The sequence below is a fragment of the Curtobacterium sp. MCLR17_007 genome (assembly GCF_003234655.2).
Taxonomy (GTDB): Bacteria; Actinomycetota; Actinomycetes; order Actinomycetales; family Microbacteriaceae; genus Curtobacterium.
Window position 1 is genome coordinate 997,421 of the sequence record NZ_CP126271.1, and the last position, 17,211, is coordinate 1,014,631.

13 protein-coding genes and 1 tRNA gene are annotated in these 17,211 nt (G+C 71.5%); 10 read left to right on the forward strand and 4 right to left on the reverse strand.

Annotation, left to right across the window (positions count from 1 at the left end):
• Window positions 1-265: 265 nt before the first annotated feature.
• Genes DEJ13_RS04855 through DEJ13_RS04865 form a run of 3 tightly spaced genes read left to right on the forward strand, consistent with a single transcriptional unit; the run spans window position 266 to window position 3,392 of the window.
• Window positions 266-1,519 carry an ABC transporter ATP-binding protein gene (locus DEJ13_RS04855; RefSeq protein WP_258374211.1) on the forward strand — a complete coding sequence of 418 codons (1,254 nt, stop codon included), beginning with the start codon at window positions 266-268 and terminating at the stop codon, window positions 1,517-1,519.
• Window positions 1,495-3,069: an ABC transporter permease gene (locus DEJ13_RS04860; protein WP_111108174.1), complete on the forward strand. Its 1,575-nt coding sequence runs from the start codon at window positions 1,495-1,497 to the stop codon at window positions 3,067-3,069. Before DEJ13_RS04855 ends, DEJ13_RS04860 begins: the two co-directional genes overlap by 25 nt.
• Before the next feature lie 59 nt (window positions 3,070-3,128).
• Window positions 3,129-3,392: a DUF3039 domain-containing protein gene (locus DEJ13_RS04865; protein WP_071299074.1), complete on the forward strand. Its 264-nt coding sequence runs from the start codon at window positions 3,129-3,131 to the stop codon at window positions 3,390-3,392.
• 3 nt (window positions 3,393-3,395) lie between these two features.
• On the opposite strand, the gene DEJ13_RS04870 is transcribed toward DEJ13_RS04865, so the two are convergent.
• Window positions 3,396-4,682, reverse strand: a complete 1,287-nt coding sequence (locus DEJ13_RS04870) for a nicotinate phosphoribosyltransferase (protein ID WP_111108175.1) — start codon at window positions 4,680-4,682, stop codon at window positions 3,396-3,398.
• Between the two features lie 79 nt (window positions 4,683-4,761).
• On the opposite strand from DEJ13_RS04870, the gene murI reads away from it, so the two are divergent.
• Genes murI through rdgB form a run of 3 tightly spaced genes read left to right on the forward strand, consistent with a single transcriptional unit; the run spans window position 4,762 to window position 7,000 of the window.
• Window positions 4,762-5,625, forward strand: a complete 864-nt coding sequence (gene murI / locus DEJ13_RS04875; RefSeq protein ID WP_111108191.1) for a glutamate racemase — start codon at window positions 4,762-4,764, stop codon at window positions 5,623-5,625.
• A gap of 50 nt (window positions 5,626-5,675) precedes the next feature.
• The gene (rph, locus tag DEJ13_RS04880) at window positions 5,676-6,407 is read left to right on the forward strand and encodes a ribonuclease PH (RefSeq protein WP_056122110.1); all 732 of its coding nucleotides are present in this window, start codon (window positions 5,676-5,678) and stop codon (window positions 6,405-6,407) included.
• Entirely contained in the window at window positions 6,404-7,000 is a 597-nt protein-coding gene (rdgB, locus tag DEJ13_RS04885) for an RdgB/HAM1 family non-canonical purine NTP pyrophosphatase (protein WP_056122108.1), read from the forward strand. The genes rph and rdgB overlap by 4 nt, the downstream gene beginning before the upstream one ends.
• A gap of 159 nt (window positions 7,001-7,159) precedes the next feature.
• Here rdgB and DEJ13_RS04890 read toward each other — a convergent pair whose 3' ends face one another.
• The 3 genes from DEJ13_RS04890 to DEJ13_RS04900 form a co-directional block, all read right to left on the reverse strand.
• Window positions 7,160-7,858, reverse strand: a complete 699-nt coding sequence (locus DEJ13_RS04890) for a DedA family protein (RefSeq protein WP_056122105.1) — start codon at window positions 7,856-7,858, stop codon at window positions 7,160-7,162.
• 140 nt (window positions 7,859-7,998) lie between these two features.
• Window positions 7,999-8,079: transfer RNA gene (locus DEJ13_RS04895), tRNA-Leu, on the reverse strand.
• A gap of 188 nt (window positions 8,080-8,267) precedes the next feature.
• Window positions 8,268-9,551 (reverse strand): MFS transporter, encoded by a 1,284-nt coding sequence (locus DEJ13_RS04900; RefSeq protein ID WP_111108176.1) that lies wholly within the window; start codon window positions 9,549-9,551, stop codon window positions 8,268-8,270.
• A gap of 56 nt (window positions 9,552-9,607) precedes the next feature.
• Between DEJ13_RS04900 and mnmA the strand changes: the two genes are divergently transcribed.
• From mnmA to DEJ13_RS04920, 4 genes are all read left to right on the forward strand, one after another.
• Window positions 9,608-10,714 carry a tRNA 2-thiouridine(34) synthase MnmA gene (gene mnmA / locus DEJ13_RS04905; protein WP_111108177.1) on the forward strand — a complete coding sequence of 369 codons (1,107 nt, stop codon included), beginning with the start codon at window positions 9,608-9,610 and terminating at the stop codon, window positions 10,712-10,714.
• A gap of 68 nt (window positions 10,715-10,782) precedes the next feature.
• Window positions 10,783-13,179 (forward strand): NAD-dependent DNA ligase LigA, encoded by a 2,397-nt coding sequence (gene ligA, locus DEJ13_RS04910; protein ID WP_258374215.1) that lies wholly within the window; start codon window positions 10,783-10,785, stop codon window positions 13,177-13,179.
• 178 nt (window positions 13,180-13,357) lie between these two features.
• The gene (locus DEJ13_RS04915) at window positions 13,358-14,659 is read left to right on the forward strand and encodes an alpha/beta hydrolase (RefSeq protein ID WP_111108178.1); all 1,302 of its coding nucleotides are present in this window, start codon (window positions 13,358-13,360) and stop codon (window positions 14,657-14,659) included.
• Between the two features lie 200 nt (window positions 14,660-14,859).
• Window positions 14,860-17,172, forward strand: coding sequence for a transglycosylase domain-containing protein (locus tag DEJ13_RS04920; RefSeq protein ID WP_146245331.1), 2,313 nt, complete (start codon window positions 14,860-14,862; stop codon window positions 17,170-17,172).
• The last annotated feature ends 39 nt before the right edge of the window (window positions 17,173-17,211 follow it).

A 17,211-nucleotide genomic window follows, 5' to 3' on the forward strand; every position in this document is an offset into this window, starting at 1 on the left:
GGTGGGCGCAGGCAGGCCGTGTCGAGTCTGCGCCCGATTGGTGCGAACGAGCCGTGAACCGCGTCCTGCGCGTCGTCGACGCGGAGGGATCAGCGGCCCCGCGGGCATCCGGGGCAGGTTTCCAAGTGGTGAACACTCCGTCGTGTCCCGGTGAATGATACGGAACGTCCCCTCGTCGGGGTACGTCCTGAACGGCTTCGTAGTCAATTCGTGACACTGGGTGTCCGCCGCCCCGACGCGCGCAGGGCATTGGTACGGTGGGCGCGTGGCGGCTGCAGCAGGGGATGAGGACGACGTGTACGCGACGTCGGACGCGGCCTGGCTCACCGAGACCGACGAGGCCGAGGGTGACGACGCGGCGGCCGACGAGACGCACGAGCGCGCAGACACGGGGGACAGGGATGCGGACGACCGGCCTGCTCAGGACGGCATGACCGACGACACGACGGACGGCACGGCGCCGGCGACCAGTGCTCCCAGCAGCGCCGCGGTCACCACGACGAAGCCTCGCACGGGCAAGAAGGGCCGGGCGACACGCCCGCAGGGCTCCGCAGCGACGAAGTCGGTGCGGACGGAGCCCACCGAGCGGACCGGCGACCGACGGCCCTCCGCCAACGGGAAGACGGCCGACGACCGGCAGACGGCCGACGACGCGACCGGCACCGAGCCTCCCGTCCGTGACCGCCCCGGTCCGAGCGCGAAGCGCGCGCCGCGGCAGACCGCGACCAAGCGGACGTCCGCCGCTCCCGCCCCGCAGCAGCCCGTCGTGCTCCGCGCCGCGGGACTGGTCAAGCGGTACGGGCAGACGGTCGCCGCGGACGAGGTCGACCTCGAGATCCGCCAGGGCTCGATCTTCGGCGTCGTCGGACCGAACGGTGCCGGCAAGACCACGACGCTCTCCATGCTCACGGGCCTGCTCCGCCCCGACGCCGGAACCGCGACCGTGCTCGACCACGACGTGTGGGCCGATCCGGCCGCCGCGAAGCGGAGCATGGGCGTGCTGCCCGACCGCCTCCGCCTGTTCGACCGACTGACCGGCGCGCAGCTGCTCTTCTACTCGGCCACCCTGCGCGGCCTGGACGGCAAGACCGCGCGCTCCCGCAGTGCCGACCTCGCCGAGGCGTTCGGTCTCGGTGACGCACTCGGACGCCAGGTCGCCGACTACTCGGTCGGCATGGCGAAGAAGATCGCGCTCGCGGCCACCCTGATCCACTCGCCCCGCGTGCTCGTCCTCGACGAACCGTTCGAGTCGGTCGACCCGGTCAGCTCCGCGACGATCGTCGAGATCCTCCGCCGCTACACGCAGGGCGGCGGGACGGTGGTCCTGTCGAGCCATTCGATGGAGCTCGTGCAGCGCACCTGCGACTCGGTCGCCATCATCGTCGGCGGGAAGGTGCTCGCGTCCGGCACCATGGCGCAGGTCCGCGGCCGCAGGAGCCTCGAGGACAAGTTCGTCGAACTGGCGGGTGGCCGCGTCGTCGCAGAGAGCATGGAATGGTTGCACAGCTTCTCCGGCTGAGGGTCGACCTGCTCGCGGGCGAGGTCCGTGGGAGCGCGCGGCGCTCGGTGCTGGTCGTCGTCGCGAGCCTCGCCGGGCTCGCCGCCGCCGTGTTCGTCGCGATGGCCGTCGCCGCGCTCCGCACCGCGGACCCCGCGGTCGCACGGAGCGTCATCGTGCCCGTCGGCACGCTCGTCACGGTCGCCTTCTCGGTCATCCCGCTCGCCGTCGGGGGAGCCGACCAGTTCGACCCGCGACGGTTCGCGGTGTTCGGCGTGAGCCGCCGCGACCTCGCCGTCGGTCTCGGTGTCGCGGGGCTCGTCGGTGTCCCGCTCGTCGCGCTCGCCGTCGTCGCGGTCGCCCAGTCCGCGGCGTGGATGCGCGACGGCGGGACGGGTGTGCTCGGGGTGGTCGCCGCGGTGCTGGTCGTCGTGACCGCGGCGCTGCTGGTGCGCGTCGGGTGCGCGGTCGGCGCGTGGGTGTTCGGCGGCCAGCGACAGACCCGCGACGCCGGCTGGCTCGTGGCGCTCGTCGTGGTGGTCCTGGCGATCCCGACCGTCTCGCTCCTGCTCCGCGTCGACTGGATCGATCCGCGCAGCACCGAACTCGACCGCATCGCCGACGTCGCCGGGTGGACCCCGTGGGGTGCCGCCTGGGCCGTGCCCGCCGAGGCCGCTGCCGGCCACGCCGGGGAGGCGACCGTCAAGCTCCTGATCGCCCTGGCCGTCGTCGGGCTGCTCGGGTGGGCGTGGTGGGCGCTCGTCGGGCACCTGCTCGTCACGGTGGACGACCGCACGAGGACCCGGAGCTACCGCACCCTCGGCTGGTTCGACCGGCTGGGCGCCAACCCGGCGGGCGCCGTTGCTGCTCGCGCGCTGACCTACTGGGGCCGTGACCCGCGCTACCGGACGTCCTACCTGATCCTGCTGCTCGTGCCGATCGTCGTGGTGCCGCTCGGTGTCGCGGGCATGCCGTGGCACTGGACGGCCCTGATCCCGCTGCCGCTGATGGCGGTCATCGCGGGGTTCCTGCCGCACAACGACGTCGCCTACGACAACACCGCGGTGTGGCTGCACGTGGCGTCCGGAGCGCCCGGCTGGAGCGACCGTCTCGGTCGTCTCACGCCGGTGATCGTCGTGGGCGTCCCCGCGATCGTCGCCGGAGGGTGGCTGTCCGCCTCGCTGTTCGGCGACCTGACGGTGTTCCCGGTCGTGGTCGGCGTGTGCGTCGGTGCCCTGTTCGCCGGGCTGGGGATCTCGAGCGTCGTGTCCGTGGCGCTGCCGTACCCGACCGTCAGACCCGGCGACCGGGCGTTCCAGCAGCCCCAGGCCGCCGGCGTCGTCTCGACGGTCGCCCAGTCGACGACGATCATCGGGATCCTGCTGTTCTCCGTGCCCGCGGTGTGGCTCGCGGTGCTCGCGTTCACCGACGACACGTCGTCGTGGGCACTGCTGACCCTCGTGGTCGGCGCGGGCGTGGGTGTCGTGGTGCTCGGGCTGGGCGTGCTCGTCGGCGGCAAGCTGTTCGACCGGTACGGCCCCGACCTGCTGGCAGCGGCACAGCGGAACTGACCGGCACATCGAGGCTGATCGGCGCAGCGGAACCCGCTGAGCAGTCGTACCCTTGTCGCATGAGCATGACGGAACCCGGTGGCGGCGGACTCGACGTGATGGACCGCGAGCTCGAGAAGCTCCTCGAGGAAGAGGCGATCGAGCCCGGTGACCACGAGCGCTTCTCGCACTACGTCAAGAAGGACAAGATCCTGCAGTCGGCGCTCAGCGGCAAGCCCGTCAAGGCGCTGTGCGGCAAGAAGTGGATCCCGGGCCGTGACCCGGAGAAGTTCCCGGTCTGCCCGGACTGCAAGGCCATCTACGAGAAGATGAAGGCCGAGTAGCCCTCACACGATCAGCGTCGGGATCGCCGGGTCGCCCCGCCCGATCCGCGACGCGTCCGCCGGCAGCTCGGCCTTGGCGCCCTTGTGGTGTGCGCGTGCGGCCTCGACTCCGCGGGTGCCGAGGAACGCCGGGTCGACCTCGCCGTGGGTCACGACGGGCACCATGAGTGCCCGTTCGTCCGGTCCGACGGTCCCCGTGGTGCGCACGACCTCGGCAGTGGCGATCCCGTTGCGCAGGCGACGCCCGGCGTCCTTGCGTCCGCCGATGGACGCCTTGTCGGCGGACTTCTTCGCGACCGACACCCACTCGCCGGCCGGGGAGTGGTGGGCGACGAGCTTGAACACCATGCCGGCCGCGGGGTGCCCGGACCCGGACACGACCGACGTCCCGACGCCGTAGGAGTCGACCGGTGCGGCGCGGAGTGCGGCGATCGTGTACTCGTCGAGGTCGTTCGTCACGGTGATCTTCGTGCTCGTGGCGCCGAGCCGGTCGAGCTGGGCGCGGACCGACGCGACGACGGACGGCAGGTCGCCGCTGTCGATGCGGACGGCGCCGAGCTTGCCGTCCGTCAGCCGCACGGCGGTGTCGACGGCGGCCTCGATGTCGTAGGTGTCGACGAGCAGCGTCGTGCCGTCGCCGAGGGCGTCGAGCTGCGAGCGGAACGCTGCCTCTTCCGAGTCGTGCAGGAGCGTGAACGCGTGCGCGGCCGTGCCCATCGTCGGGATGCCCCACGTGCGCCCGGCTTCGAGGTTGCTCGTCGCACCGAACCCGGCGATGTAGGCCGCGCGGGCCGCGGCGACCGCGTTCCACTCACCCGTGCGGCGGGACCCCATCTCGGCGAGCGGGCGGTGGTCGGCGGCGGACACCATGCGCGCCGCCGCCGAGGCGATCGCGGAGTCGGCGTTGAACACCGACAGGGCCAGGGTCTCGAGGACGACGGCCTCGGCGAACGTGCCCTCGATCTGCAGCACGGGGGAGTTCGGGAAGAACACCTCGCCCTCGCGGTACGCCCGGACGTCACCGGTGAACCGGTAGTCGGCGAGCCAGCTCGCGGTCCCGGAGTCGATGACGCCGCGGTCCCGCAGGAACCCGATCTCCTCGTCACCGAAGCGGAAGTCGGTCAGGGCGGTCAGGAACCGGCCGAGTCCGGCGGCGACGCCGTAGCGGCGCCCGTCCGGCAGCCGCCGCGTGAAGACCTCGAAGACGCAGCGCCGGTCGGCGGTCCCGTCCTTGAGGGCCGCGTCGACCATGGTGAGTTCGTACTGGTCCGTCAGGAGCGCGCTGGTCACGTCTCCGACACTAGTCAGGACACCGGCCTGGAGGCTGTGCTGACGCGGACCTGTCGGCGTGCGTCGGTACGCTGGTGCCGTGACGGATGCACCGATCGGAGTCTTCGACAGCGGCGTCGGCGGCCTGACGGTCGCCCGCGCCATCATCGACCAGCTCCCGCGCGAGAGCATCCGGTACGTCGGTGACACCGTGCACTCGCCGTACGGCCCGAAGCCGATCGCGGACGTCCGCCGCTACGCCCTGCAGGTGATGGACGACCTGGTCGAACAGGGTGTGAAGGCGCTCGTCATCGCATGCAACACCGCGTCCTCCGCCGTGCTCCGTGACGCGCGCGAGCGGTACGAACAGGCGTACGGCATCCCCGTGGTCGAGGTCATCCAGCCCGCGGCCCGCGCCGCCGTCAAGCAGACCAGGACCGGGCGCATCGGTGTGATCGGCACGATCGGCACGATCGCGTCCCGCTCGTACGAGGACGCGTTCGCGGTCGCCTCGGACGTCACGCTGACCCTGGCCGCCTGCCCGCGCTTCGTCGAGTTCGTCGAGGCGGGAGACACCTCCTCGCCCGAGCTGCGCGAGGTCGCGGCCGGGTACCTCGCGCCGATCCGCGCCGCCGACGTCGACACGCTCGTGCTCGGGTGCACGCACTACCCGCTCATGTCCGCGGCGATCCAGTACGTGATGGGCCCCGACGTCACGCTGGTGTCGAGCGCCGAGGAGACCGCCAGCGACGTCTACCGCCGGCTCGTCGAGCACGGCCTCGAGCGGACCACCACCGAACCCCCGAGCTACGCGTTCGAGTCCACCGGCGGCGACGAGGCCGGCTTCCGTCGGCTGGCGCGCCGGTTCCTCGGCCCCGAGATCGTCAGCGTCGGCCACCTCGAGACCGGCGCCATCACCCTGCCACGTCCCCACGACCGGGCGGCGACCAGCCGCTCGTCGTGACCCGCTCCGACAACCCGCACCGAGCCTCCAGGCCGGACCGAGAGGACCCCATGACCACCCGCATCGACGGCCGCGAGGCCACCGACCACCGCCCCGTCACCATCGAACGCGGCTGGAGCACCCAGGCCGAGGGCAGCGCGCTCATCTCCTTCGGCAACACCCGCGTGCTCTGCACCGCGTCGTTCACCAACGGGGTCCCGCGCTGGATGGCCGGCAAGGGCTCCGGCTGGGTCACCGCGGAGTACTCGATGCTGCCGCGGTCCACGAACGAGCGCATGCAGCGCGAGTCCATCAAGGGCAAGGTCGGGGGCCGCACGCACGAGATCTCGCGGCTCATCGGTCGTTCGCTGCGCGCCGTCGTCGACATGAAGGGACTGGGGGAGAACACCCTGGTGCTCGACTGCGACGTGCTGCAGGCCGACGGCGGGACCCGCACGGCGTCGATCACGGGCGCGTACGTCGCCATGGTCGACGCGATCGAGTGGGGGCGCGACAAGGGCTTCATCGCGAAGAAGGCGACACCGCTCACCGACAGCGTGCAGGCGATCTCGGTCGGGATCGTGGGCGGCGAGCCGATGCTCGACCTGGCCTACACGGAGGACTCCGCGGCCGACACCGACATGAACATCGTGACGACCGGCTCGGGCAAGTTCATCGAGGTGCAGGGAACCGCCGAGCACGCGCCGTTCGACCGCGACGAGCTGGACGTGCTGCTCGACCTGGGCCTGGCGGGCAACGCCTCGCTGGCGGCGATCCAGCGCGACGCCCTGGGGCTGGCGTGACCGGCACCGTCGTCCTCGCCACCCACAACCAGGGCAAGGTCGTCGAGCTGCGGGAGATCCTCGGCGACGCCCTCGGGTCCGGTGTGGAGCTGCAGGGCTACGACGGTCCCGAGCCCGTCGAGGACGGCGACACCTACGCCGCGAACGCCCTCATCAAGGCCAGGGCCGCCGTCGCACACACGGGGTTGCCGGCGCTGGCCGACGACTCCGGCATCGCGGTGGACGCGCTCGGCGGTGCCCCGGGCATCCACTCCGCGCGGTACGCCGGCACGCGGGTGGACGCGGACAACATCGACCTGCTGCTGCGCAACCTCGATGGTGTCGTCGAGCGCACCGCGGCGTTCGTCTGCGCGGCGGCGTTCGTCACGCCGGGCGGCGTCGAGCACGTGGTCGAGGCCGTGTGGAACGGCGAGGTGCTGACGGAGCGTCGCGGCGACGGCGGACACGGGTACGACCCGGTCTTCCAGCCGGACGACGCCGACCGGTCGTCGGCGGAGCTCACGCGCGCCGAGAAGAACGCGCTCTCGCACCGGGCGAAGGCCTTCCGGGGCATCGCGCCGATCGTGCGGGAGTGGTTCGACACGACGGCGTAGGCGGCTGCCGGCTGGCGCTGCAGGCTGGCGGCTGGCGCCGACGTCCGGTTTGCTGGTGCCGATTGCTCCCGCACAACAGAGAGCACCCCGCACCACGGGATTCCGTGGCGCGGGGTGCTTTCTGTTGTGCAACGGCGACGACAGCGCCGCCGCAGCCGGTCAGTCGACCGTGGGCTGGCCGTGCTGCTCTTCCTGCTCGTGCTTCTTCGCACGGCGGGCGTTGCGGATGTAGGTCAGCGCCATCGGGACGACCGTGACGACGACCGCGGCGAGCAGGATGACGTCGATGTACTCGCGGACGAAGTCGGCGACGAACGGGATGTAGCCGAGGAAGTACCCGAGGAACGTCACCCCGACGCCCCAGATCAGCGCACCGATGGCGTTGTAGAGCGAGTACTTCTTGTAGTTCATGCGCCCGACACCGGCGGCGATGGGCAGGAACGTGCGGACGACCGGCACGAAGCGCGCCAGGATCACCGCGAGCGGGCCGAACCGGTGGAAGAAGGCGTTGGTGCGGTCGACGTTCGCCTTGGAGAACAGCCCGCTCTCCTTGCGCTCGAAGATCGGCGGACCGGCCTTCTTGCCGATGTAGTACCCGAGCTCGCCGCCGAGGAAGGCCGCTGCGGCGATCATCAGCGCCGCGGCCCAGACGGGGATCCCGCCGATGGCGCCACCGCGGTCGAAGGCGAACAGGCCCGTGATGACGAGCAGGCTGTCGCCGGGGAAGACGAACCCGATCAGCAGACCGGTCTCGGCGAAGATGATGGCGCACACCACGAGCACGGCGACGGCCCCGAAGTGGTCGAGGATGTACTGCGGATCCAGCCATGGGATCAGGGCGAGTGCGACGGAGTGCATGCTTCTTCCGGTCGTGCGGGTGCGGGGACAGAGGGTCACCCGCAGGTCGAGGGTACCGTGCAGCCGTCAGGGGGCCGTCCGCCGCCGGTATGAGATGCGCGAGGACGCAGGATCGGTGCGGCGCGAGGACGCAGGATCGGTGCGGAAGGAGGGACTCGAACCCTCACGCCTTGCGGCACAGGAACCTAAATCCTGCGTGTCTACCGTTCCACCACTCCCGCGAGCACCGACAGCGTACCCGCGGGCGCCGCTGCGGACGGTGCGCACCGTGGCGGAGCCGGCCGAAGCCTCCAGGCCGGTGGCCGGTGCGGACGGTGCGAGGTTCCGGACACGGTGGGACGGCTTCGGGCTCGCACGCTGTCCGGAACCTCGCACACTGCAGCGGGGCGCGGGGCGCGCGGCTGCCGCGTCAGCGCAGCCGACGGGGGAGGTACCGGGGGACGTAGCGCAGCAGCACTCCGGCGCCGATGAGCCCGAGCACGCCCATCACGCCGCTCGCGATCGCGATCGAGGCCACCGCGGTGATGCCCGAGATCAGGAGCGGTGCGGCGGCCTGACCGAAGTCGCCGGTGAACCGCCAGGCGCCGAGGAACGGGGCCGGGTTCCCGCGCGGTGCGAGGTCCGCGCCGAGGGTCATCAGGATGCCGGAGCCGACGCCGTTCGCCAGCGACATGCCCACCGCGATCCCGACGAACCACCCCACGCGGGCGTCGAGGTGGCCACTCCATGCGAGGAGGAAGTAGCTGATGCTGAGTCCGAGCATGCAGGGCAGGGCGCTCGCGAGACGTCCCCACCGGTCCATGATCTGGCCGCTCGTGTAGAAGAGCGCGAAGTCGACCGCCCCGGCGATGCCGATCACCAGGGCGGCGGTCGCGTCGTCCATCCCGACGCTGACGGCCCAGAGCGGCAGGATCACCTGGCGCCCCGCACGCATCGCGCCGATCAGGCCGGCACCGCTGCCGAGGCGCAGCAGCACGCTGCGGTTCTGACGGATGGTGCGGAACAGCCCGTGCGACTCCTGCTGCACCAGGATCGCGCCGGTGTCGGTCGCGTCGCCGACGGTGTCGCCGTCCGGACGGGAGGCCCGGCTCGGCCGCCGCAGACCGCGCACGCCCGTCGCGGGGTCGCGCAGCACGAGCAGGGTCACCGCCGCCGCCAGGCAGCAGACGATGTGGATCCAGAAGGCGCTCTGCGTGGTGCCGGTCAGGTGGATCACCCCGGCGGCGAGGAAGGGGCCGACGAAGTAGCCGAAGCGGAAGACCCCGCCCAGGCTGGAGAGCGCCCGGGCCCGGATGTGGATCGGGATCGCGGTGGTCATGTACGCGTGTCGAGCGAGGGCGAACACCGCCGTGGAGAGTCCGACCAGGAAGACGCCGACCGCCAGCACGACGGGGTTCGGTGCCACGGTGCAGACGACGAGCCCGACCATCGACACGAGCGCGGCGCCGATCATCGCGTTGCGCTCGCCGATCCGCGCGACGACGACCCCCGACGGCACGTCGCCGATGAGCTCGCCGACGAGGATCAGCGACGCGACGAACCCGGCGATCGCCAGGCTCGCGCCGAGCGAGTTCGCCGCGATCGGGATGATCGGGATGATCGCGCCCTCACCGATCGCGAACAGGGCCGCGGGGAGGAAGCCGGACAGCAGCACGGCTCGGAAGTCGAATGAGTCGTTCCCGGTCCTGGCCATCGCGGGACCAACGGTACGCCAGCGGTACGGTTCCGTCGGCGGGTTACCCTGGAGTCATGCGAGTTCTGGCGGCGATGAGCGGTGGTGTCGACTCGGCGGTGGCTGCCGCCAGGGCGGTCGACGCCGGTCACGACGTGGTCGGGGTCCACCTGGCGCTGAGTCGGATGCCCGGCACGCTCAGGACGGGCAGCCGTGGGTGCTGCACCATCGAGGACTCGATGGACGCCCAGCGTGCTGCCTCGGCGCTCGGCATCCCGTACTACGTGTGGGACTTCTCGGCGCGCTTCAAGGAGGACGTCGTCGACGACTTCGTGGCCGAGTACCAGGCCGGTCGCACGCCGAACCCCTGCATGCGCTGCAACGAGCGGATCAAGTTCGCCGCCCTGCTCGAGAAGGCCCTGGCGCTCGGGTTCGACGCCGTCTGCACCGGGCACTACGCCTCGATCGTCACGACTGACGACGGCTCCCGCGAGCTGCACCGGTCGGCCGCGTGGGCGAAGGACCAGTCGTACGTGCTCGGGGTGCTCACCGCCGAGCAGCTCCAGCACGCGATGTTCCCGCTCGGTGCCACCCCGTCCAAGGACGAGGTCCGGGCCGAGGCCGCCGCGCGCGGGCTCACCGTGGCGCAGAAGCCCGACTCCTACGACATCTGCTTCATCCCCGACGGCGACACCCGCGGTTGGCTCGCCGACCGCGTCGGGACCGCCCCGGGCGACGTCGTGGAGCGCGACGGCACCGTGGTGGGGTCGCACGAGGGCGCGACCGGCTACACCGTCGGACAGCGTCGCGGACTGGCGCTCGGCCGACCGGCACCCGACGGCAAGCCGCGGTTCGTGCTCGAGATCCGCCCGAAGGACAACACCGTCGTCGTCGGCCCGAAGGAAGCCCTCGCCGTCACGTCGATGTCCGGTGCGCGGTTCACCTGGGCCGGAGCCGCTCCGACCGACCCGGCGACGCCCTTCGTGTGCGACGTGCAGATCCGGGCGCACGCCGACCCGGTCCCCGCGACGGCCCGGGTGGCCGACGGGGTGCTGGTGATCGACGTCGACGAGCCCCTGCACGGGGTCGCGCCCGGACAGACCGCGGTCGTGTACGTCGGCACGCGCGTGCTCGGCCAGTGCACGATCGACGACACCGTCAGCGCGGTGCCCGTCGACGCCTGACGTCGGCGGTCGGGCAGCGGGGCGGCTCCTGGCGGTGCCGGTCGGGGGTTCACGGTAGAACTGTCGGTATGAGCGAGACCGACGCCACGTTCGAGACCATCGACCCCGCCGAGCTCGACGCAGCCCAGGCGGCGCGCGAGGTCGAACGGCTCCGTGCGCGGGCGAACGAACTGCGTGACGACTACTACGAGGGCAACGGCTCGCCGGTCTCCGACGCCGACTACGACGGCATGATGCACCGGCTCGACGCGATCGAGCGACGCTTCCCTGAGCTCCTGACCCCGGACAGCCCGACGCAGACGGTCGGTGGCCGCGCCGAGACGACGCAGTTCGCCCCGGTCGAGCACGCCGAGCGCATGCTCAGCCTCGACAACGTCTTCTCGCCGGACGAACTCGCCGAGTGGGCGGCCAAGGTCCAGCGCGACGCCGGCACCGAGCGCGTCCGGTTCCTCACCGAGCTCAAGATCGACGGTCTCGCGATCAACCTGCGCTACGAGCACGGTCGGTTGGTCAGCGCCGCCACGCGCGGCGACGGCGTCGTGGGCGAGGACGTCACCGGCAACGTCCGGACCATGGGCACCATCCCCGACCGGCTGTCCGGCACCGGCCACCCGCCCCTGGTCGAGGTCCGCGGCGAGATCTTCTTCCCGGTCGAGCAATTCGACGAGCTCAACGCCAAGCAGCGTGACGCGGGGGAGCGCGTGTTCGCCAACCCCCGGAACGCCGCTGCCGGGTCGTTGCGGCAGAAGGAAGAGGGCAAGTCACCCGCCAAGCGCGAGCTCATGGTCGACCGACTGCGACGGCTCCGCATGCTCGTGCACGGCATCGGCGCGTGGCCGGTGCCCGAACTCGAGCGCGACACCGAGGCCCGCTCGCAGTCCCAGGTCTACGAGCTGCTGCACTCGTGGGGGCTGCCGACGGGCACGCATCACCGGGTGTTCGACACCATCGACGAGGTCCTCGGCTTCGTCAAGGACTACGGCGAACGTCGGGCGTCGGTCGAGCACCAGATCGACGGCATCGTCATCAAGGTCGACGACCTCGGACTGCACGAAGAACTCGGCTCGACGTCGCGGGCTCCGCGGTGGGCGATCGCCTACAAGTACCCGCCGGAAGAAGTGCACACGAAGCTCGTCGACATCGTCGTCAGCGTCGGACGCACGGGCCGCGCGACGCCGTTCGCCGTGATGGCACCGGCCGAGGTCGCCGGCTCCGTCGTGCGTCAGGCCACCCTGCACAACCAGCAGGTCGTCCGGGCCAAGGGCGTCCTCATCGGCGACACCGTCGTGCTGCGCAAGGCGGGCGACGTCATCCCCGAGGTGCTCGGCCCGGTCGTCGAGCTCCGCGACGGCTCCGAGCGCGAGTTCGTCATGCCGACCGAGTGCCCCGAGTGCGGCACCACGCTCGCCCCGGCGAAAGAGGGAGACATCGACCTGCGCTGCCCGAACGCCAAGAGCTGCCCGGCGCAGGTGCGCGGTCGTGTCGAGCACATCGCATCGCGTGGCTCGCTCGACATCGAGGGACTCGGCGAGGTCGCTGCGGCGGCCCTGACGCAGCCGCTCCACCCCGAGGTCCCGCCGCTCGAGACCGAGGCGGGCCTGTTCGACCTGACGATGCAGGACATCGTGCCGATCGAGGTGGTCGTCCGCGACGCCGAGACCGGCATGCAGAAGACCGACGAATCGGGGACGCCCAAGCGCGTCACACCGTTCAGCCGTGCCCGCAAGAAGACCGACCCGGCGTTCGACCCCGACGCACGTGGCGCGGACTACACCGGCGAACCCGGCCGCTACCCGTCCAAGAACGCGTTCGAGATGCTCGCGAACATCGACGCTGCCAAGACCTCGCCGCTGTGGCGGATCCTGGTCGGCCTGAGCATCCGCCACGTCGGTCCCGTCGCTGCCCGTGCCCTGGCGAACCACTTCGGGTCGCTCGACGCCATCCGGTCGGCGTCGCGGGACGAACTCGCCGCGGTCGACGGCGTCGGCGGCATCATCGCCGATGCGCTCCTGGACTGGTTCGAGGTCGACTGGCACCGCGACGTGATCGACCGGTGGACGGCCGCGGGCGTGCAGTTCAGCACGCCCGGACACCCGGGGCCGGGGGCTGCCACGACCGAGGGCGGCGTCCTCAGCGGGGTCACCGTCGTCGCGACGGGCTCCCTCGAGGGCTACACGCGAGAGGGCGCGCTCGAGGCGATCATCGCAGCGGGCGGCAAGGCCGCGTCGAGCGTCAGCAAGAAGACGCACTTCGTCGCCGCCGGTCCCGGCGCCGGGTCGAAGCTCACGAAGGCGGAGCAGCTCGGCCTGCGGATCATCGACGCGGAGCAGTTCCACGTGCTCGTCACCGAAGGCCCCGGCGCGCTGCCCGAGGCTGTCGAGCCGGATGCAGCCGACTCGCCCGCAGCCGTCGAGCCGGATGCAGCCGACTCGCCAGCAGCCGCGGAGCCCGTCAGGGCTGACTGACATCGCGCCGCGGGCGTCGTGGTTGTCCGCAAAACGCGGCTCGCCTCTGCGTGTCCCCAGTTCGAGGGACAAGTTGCAACCAGCACGACAGTTCCGGGGCGGTTCTCCCTAAACTCGACGGAGCATCACCTGTCGCCTTCAGGGAGACGACAGGAAGGCCTTCCCGGGGGAGACCGGTTTGCTGCTCGTCGCCGCTGCTCTGCTCATCGCCTCGATGCACTCCCTCGGAGTGGTCGGGTCGTCGGTGGTGCCCGCAGCTCCGACCGTCGTCAAGTCCGACGGCCAGCTCGACACCGTGGACGTGCGCGCGGCGCGGGGTCGCACGTTCCTCGACGGCCTGGCCGCGCTGTCCCCCGACCGACTCGCCGCAGCGGACCACGACCGACGCGTCGTCGCGACCGCCATGGACGAGCCACCGACCGCCGCGGTCGTCGCCTCGTGGTGGGCCGGTCTGGACGATGGGACGCGCCTCCGGCTCGAGCGGGGCGCGCCGGTCGTCGTCGGGAACCTCAACGGTGTGCCGTACGCGGTTCGTGACCGGGCCAACCGTCGGGTCCTCGCGACCGGGCTCGCCGACCCCGACGGGGACGCCTCGCAACAGGCGATGCTCGGGCAGGTGCGTGACGCACTGCACCGCGACGCGGACGCCCCGGCGAAGTCGCTCGTGACCCTCGACACCCGTGGTGCGGGTCGTGCGGCCATCGCGATCGGGGACCTCGAGACCGCTGCCGACGTCACGGTGGTCGTCCCCGGCATGTTCTTCACCGTGACCGGGCAGATGGACGACTTCACGGCCACCGCTGGTGACCTGTACGACGAGCAGGCGACGCTCGCGCCGGTCGCGGCCCCGGCACCCGGTACCGGTGTGGCTGTGCTGGCATGGATGGGGTACCGCACGCCGGACCTGTCGAACATCCTGTCGCTCGAGCTCGCGAAGACCGGAGCCACCCGGCTCGAGCGCACGGTCGACGGCATCCGGCAGCTCCGGGGCGACCACCAGCCCCGGCTCGGCATCGTCGCCCACTCGTACGGTTCGACCACGGCGATGACCGCGCTGGCGTCGGGGCACATGCGCGCGGACAGCCTCACGGTCCTCGGCTCGCCGGGCAGTGACGTCCGCCGTGCCTCGCAGCTGGCCGTCGCCGCCGGAGGGGTCTGGGTGGGTGGGGCGCACCTGGACCCGGTCGCCGGTTCCGGGTACTTCGGCACCGACCCGGCCGCGTCGTCGTTCGGCGCCACGGTGTTCGACCTCGGCGTGGTCCCGGGCATCGGCGGCGACGTGTTCCGCCGACCGGTCGGGCACAACGACTATCTCAAGCCGGGGACGTCCTCGTTGCACGACGTCGCTCTCGTCGCGGTGGGCCGCGGTGACCTGGTGCGGAACGGCATCCGGCACCATGACGACCCCGACGGCGGCGGCATGCAGCCGTCCTTCGACCTGTACCTGGTGCGCCCGCAGGACCTGCAACCCCGCGACTGACCCGTGACGGGCCTGCTCGGGTGACCGTGCGCCGTGGACGTGACCGGATCGTGACCGAGCCGACGAGGCGGGCTCGATCCGCGCCTCCAGGCCGACCTGCACCCGCGCACGGCGTTGTCCGAGTGTGAACCTGAGGGCCGCTGCAGGTTCTGTCCCGGCCGGAGCAGTCCCGACCCAGCACCCTTCCCTACCGTGCCCCCATGCGTGTAGTGCGGTGGCCCGGCGCCCTCCTGATGTTCATCGTCATGTCCGTGCTCGCCGGGCTGCTGGTCGCGGTCGCCGTGACGCCCGCGGTCGCCGTCGCCGGCGAGGGCGCCTCGGGCGCGGCCGCATTCTTCGAGGACCTGCCGAGCTACCTCGACGTCCAGACCCCGCAGCAGGTGTCGACCGTCTACGCCAAGCAAGGTGGACAGGACGTCGCTATCGCGTCGTTCTACGCCGAGAACCGCACGATCGTCGCCGCGGACGCCATCGCGAAGACCCTGCAGCAGGCCGCGATCGACACCGAGGACCCCCGCTACTACGAGGAGGGCGGCATCGACGTGATCGGCACCCTGCGCGGTGCGGCTGCCACGGCCGTCGGCGGCGACGTCCAGGGCGGCTCGAGCATCACGCAGCAGTACGTGAAGAACGTCCTGGTGCAGCAGTGCGAGCAGCTCACCGGCAAGGACGCGGCGGCGACGAAGGCCAAGGTCGACGCCTGCTACCAGGACGCCGCCGGGGTCACGCCGCAGCGCAAGCTGCAGGAGATGCGGTACGCGATCGCCGTCAACAAGAAGTACTCGAAGTCACAGATCCTGACGGGCTACCTCAACATCGTCGGGCTGGGCGGACGCGTGTACGGTGCCGAGGCCGGTGCCGAGTACTACTTCGGCGTGCACGCGAAGGACCTCTCGCTCGTGCAGTCGGCGACCCTGGTCGCGATCCTGAACAACCCGTCGAACCTGCGCATCGACCAGCCGGACAACAAGGACAACGGGTCGGCGAACGGCTACGCGGCGACGAAGGAGCGGCGTGACTACGTGCTGCGGCGCATGCTCGCGCACCACTCGATCACGAAGGCCCAGGAGCAGCAGGCGGTCGCCACGCCCGTCCAGCCGACGATCACGGAGACCGCGAACGGCTGCAGCGCGGCCGCTACGGCCCACGACGCCGGGTACTTCTGCGACTACGTGCGCGACCAGGTGCTGCAGGACCCGGCGTTCGGCAAGACCGCGGCGGAGCGGATCGCGACGCTCGACACCAAGGGGCTGCAGATCCACACCTCGCTCGACCTCGACCTGCAGGCGCAGGGCCAGGCCGCACTGTCGGCGTACGTGCCGACCACCATGGCGGGCGTCGACGCGGGCGGCTCGAACGTCACCGTGGAGCCCGGAACGGGACGGATCCTGTCGATGGTGCAGAACACGACCTACACGCAGTCGGACTCGGCGACCGCCGGGCAGACCGCGGTGAACTACAGCGCGGACGAGGGGTACGGCAACTCGACCGGCTTCCAGACCGGGTCGACGTACAAGGTGTTCACGCTGGCGGAGTGGCTCGCGAGCGGGCACACGCTGTCCGAGTCCGTGTCGACGACCGAGCACACGTTCCCGCAGTCCGAGTTCACGAACTCGTGCGTCGGGGTGGGTGGCCAGCCCTGGCAGGTCGCGAACGCCGAGAAGGTCCCCGCGTCGATGACCGTGCTGGATGCGACGACCGAGTCCATCAACACGGCGTTCGGCGCGATGGGCAAGCAGCTCGACCTGTGCAAGATCGCCGAGCTGGCGAAGTCGATGGGCATCCACCGCGCGGACGGTGCCGAGCTCGGGCAGACGCCGTCGTCGATCCTCGGCGTGAACGAGCTGTCGCCGGTCGACCTGGCCGAGGCGTACGCCGGCTTCGCGAACGGCGGCGTCGTGTGCACGCCGACCGCGATCGACTCGGTCACCACCGCCGACGGCACGAAGATCACCCCGACGCCAGCCGACTGCACGCAGGGCGTCTCGGCGGACGTGGCGGGCACGGTCGACTACGCGCTTCAGGGAGTGCTGAGCGGCAACGGCACGGCGGCGAGTGCGAACCCCGGGGACAGCACGCCGAAGTTCGCCAAGACCGGCACGACGGACGGCGACGTGCAGAACTGGCTGGTCGCGTCGAGCACGAAGTACACCAACGCCACGTGGATCGGGAACGTCCAGGGCTCGGTCCGGCTGGCGAACTGGCCGTTCCTGCAGGGGACGACCGGCTACAGCGCGAAGTTCGGGGTCGGGAAGGCGATGATGTCCTACCTCGACCAGCACGTGGGTGGTGACGCGCTGCCGGCGCCGGACCCGGCCATGGTCGGGACACCGGAGCACGCGAAGGCCGCGCCCGGGGGCGGCGGTGCTGCTGCGACCGGCGGTGCTGGTACGGCCGGCGGTGCCGCGCCGGCAGCCGGTGCCGATGCGCCCGACGCCGGCACCGCGCCGGCTCCCGGGTCCGCTGCCGCAGCCGTTGCCGGCGCGGTCGCCGGTGCCGGCTCCGGGCACTGACGTCGACGGCCTGGAGGACCGACACCGGTCCGGCGGACC

Coding starts and splice junctions, on each gene's coding strand:
- rph (WP_056122110.1), top strand. CDS start 5,676: ATGACCACCCGCATCGACGGCCGCGAGGCCACCGACCACCGCCCCGTC.
- DEJ13_RS04890 (WP_056122105.1), bottom strand. CDS start 7,858: ATGCACTCCGTCGCACTCGCCCTGATCCCATGGCTGGATCCGCAGTAC.
- DEJ13_RS04865 (WP_071299074.1), top strand. CDS start 3,129: ATGAGCATGACGGAACCCGGTGGCGGCGGACTCGACGTGATGGACCGC.
- DEJ13_RS04860 (WP_111108174.1), top strand. CDS start 1,495: ATGGTTGCACAGCTTCTCCGGCTGAGGGTCGACCTGCTCGCGGGCGAG.
- DEJ13_RS04920 (WP_146245331.1), top strand. CDS start 14,860: ATGCGTGTAGTGCGGTGGCCCGGCGCCCTCCTGATGTTCATCGTCATG.
- ligA (WP_258374215.1), top strand. CDS start 10,783: ATGAGCGAGACCGACGCCACGTTCGAGACCATCGACCCCGCCGAGCTC.
- DEJ13_RS04900 (WP_111108176.1), bottom strand. CDS start 9,551: ATGGCCAGGACCGGGAACGACTCATTCGACTTCCGAGCCGTGCTGCTG.
- mnmA (WP_111108177.1), top strand. CDS start 9,608: ATGCGAGTTCTGGCGGCGATGAGCGGTGGTGTCGACTCGGCGGTGGCT.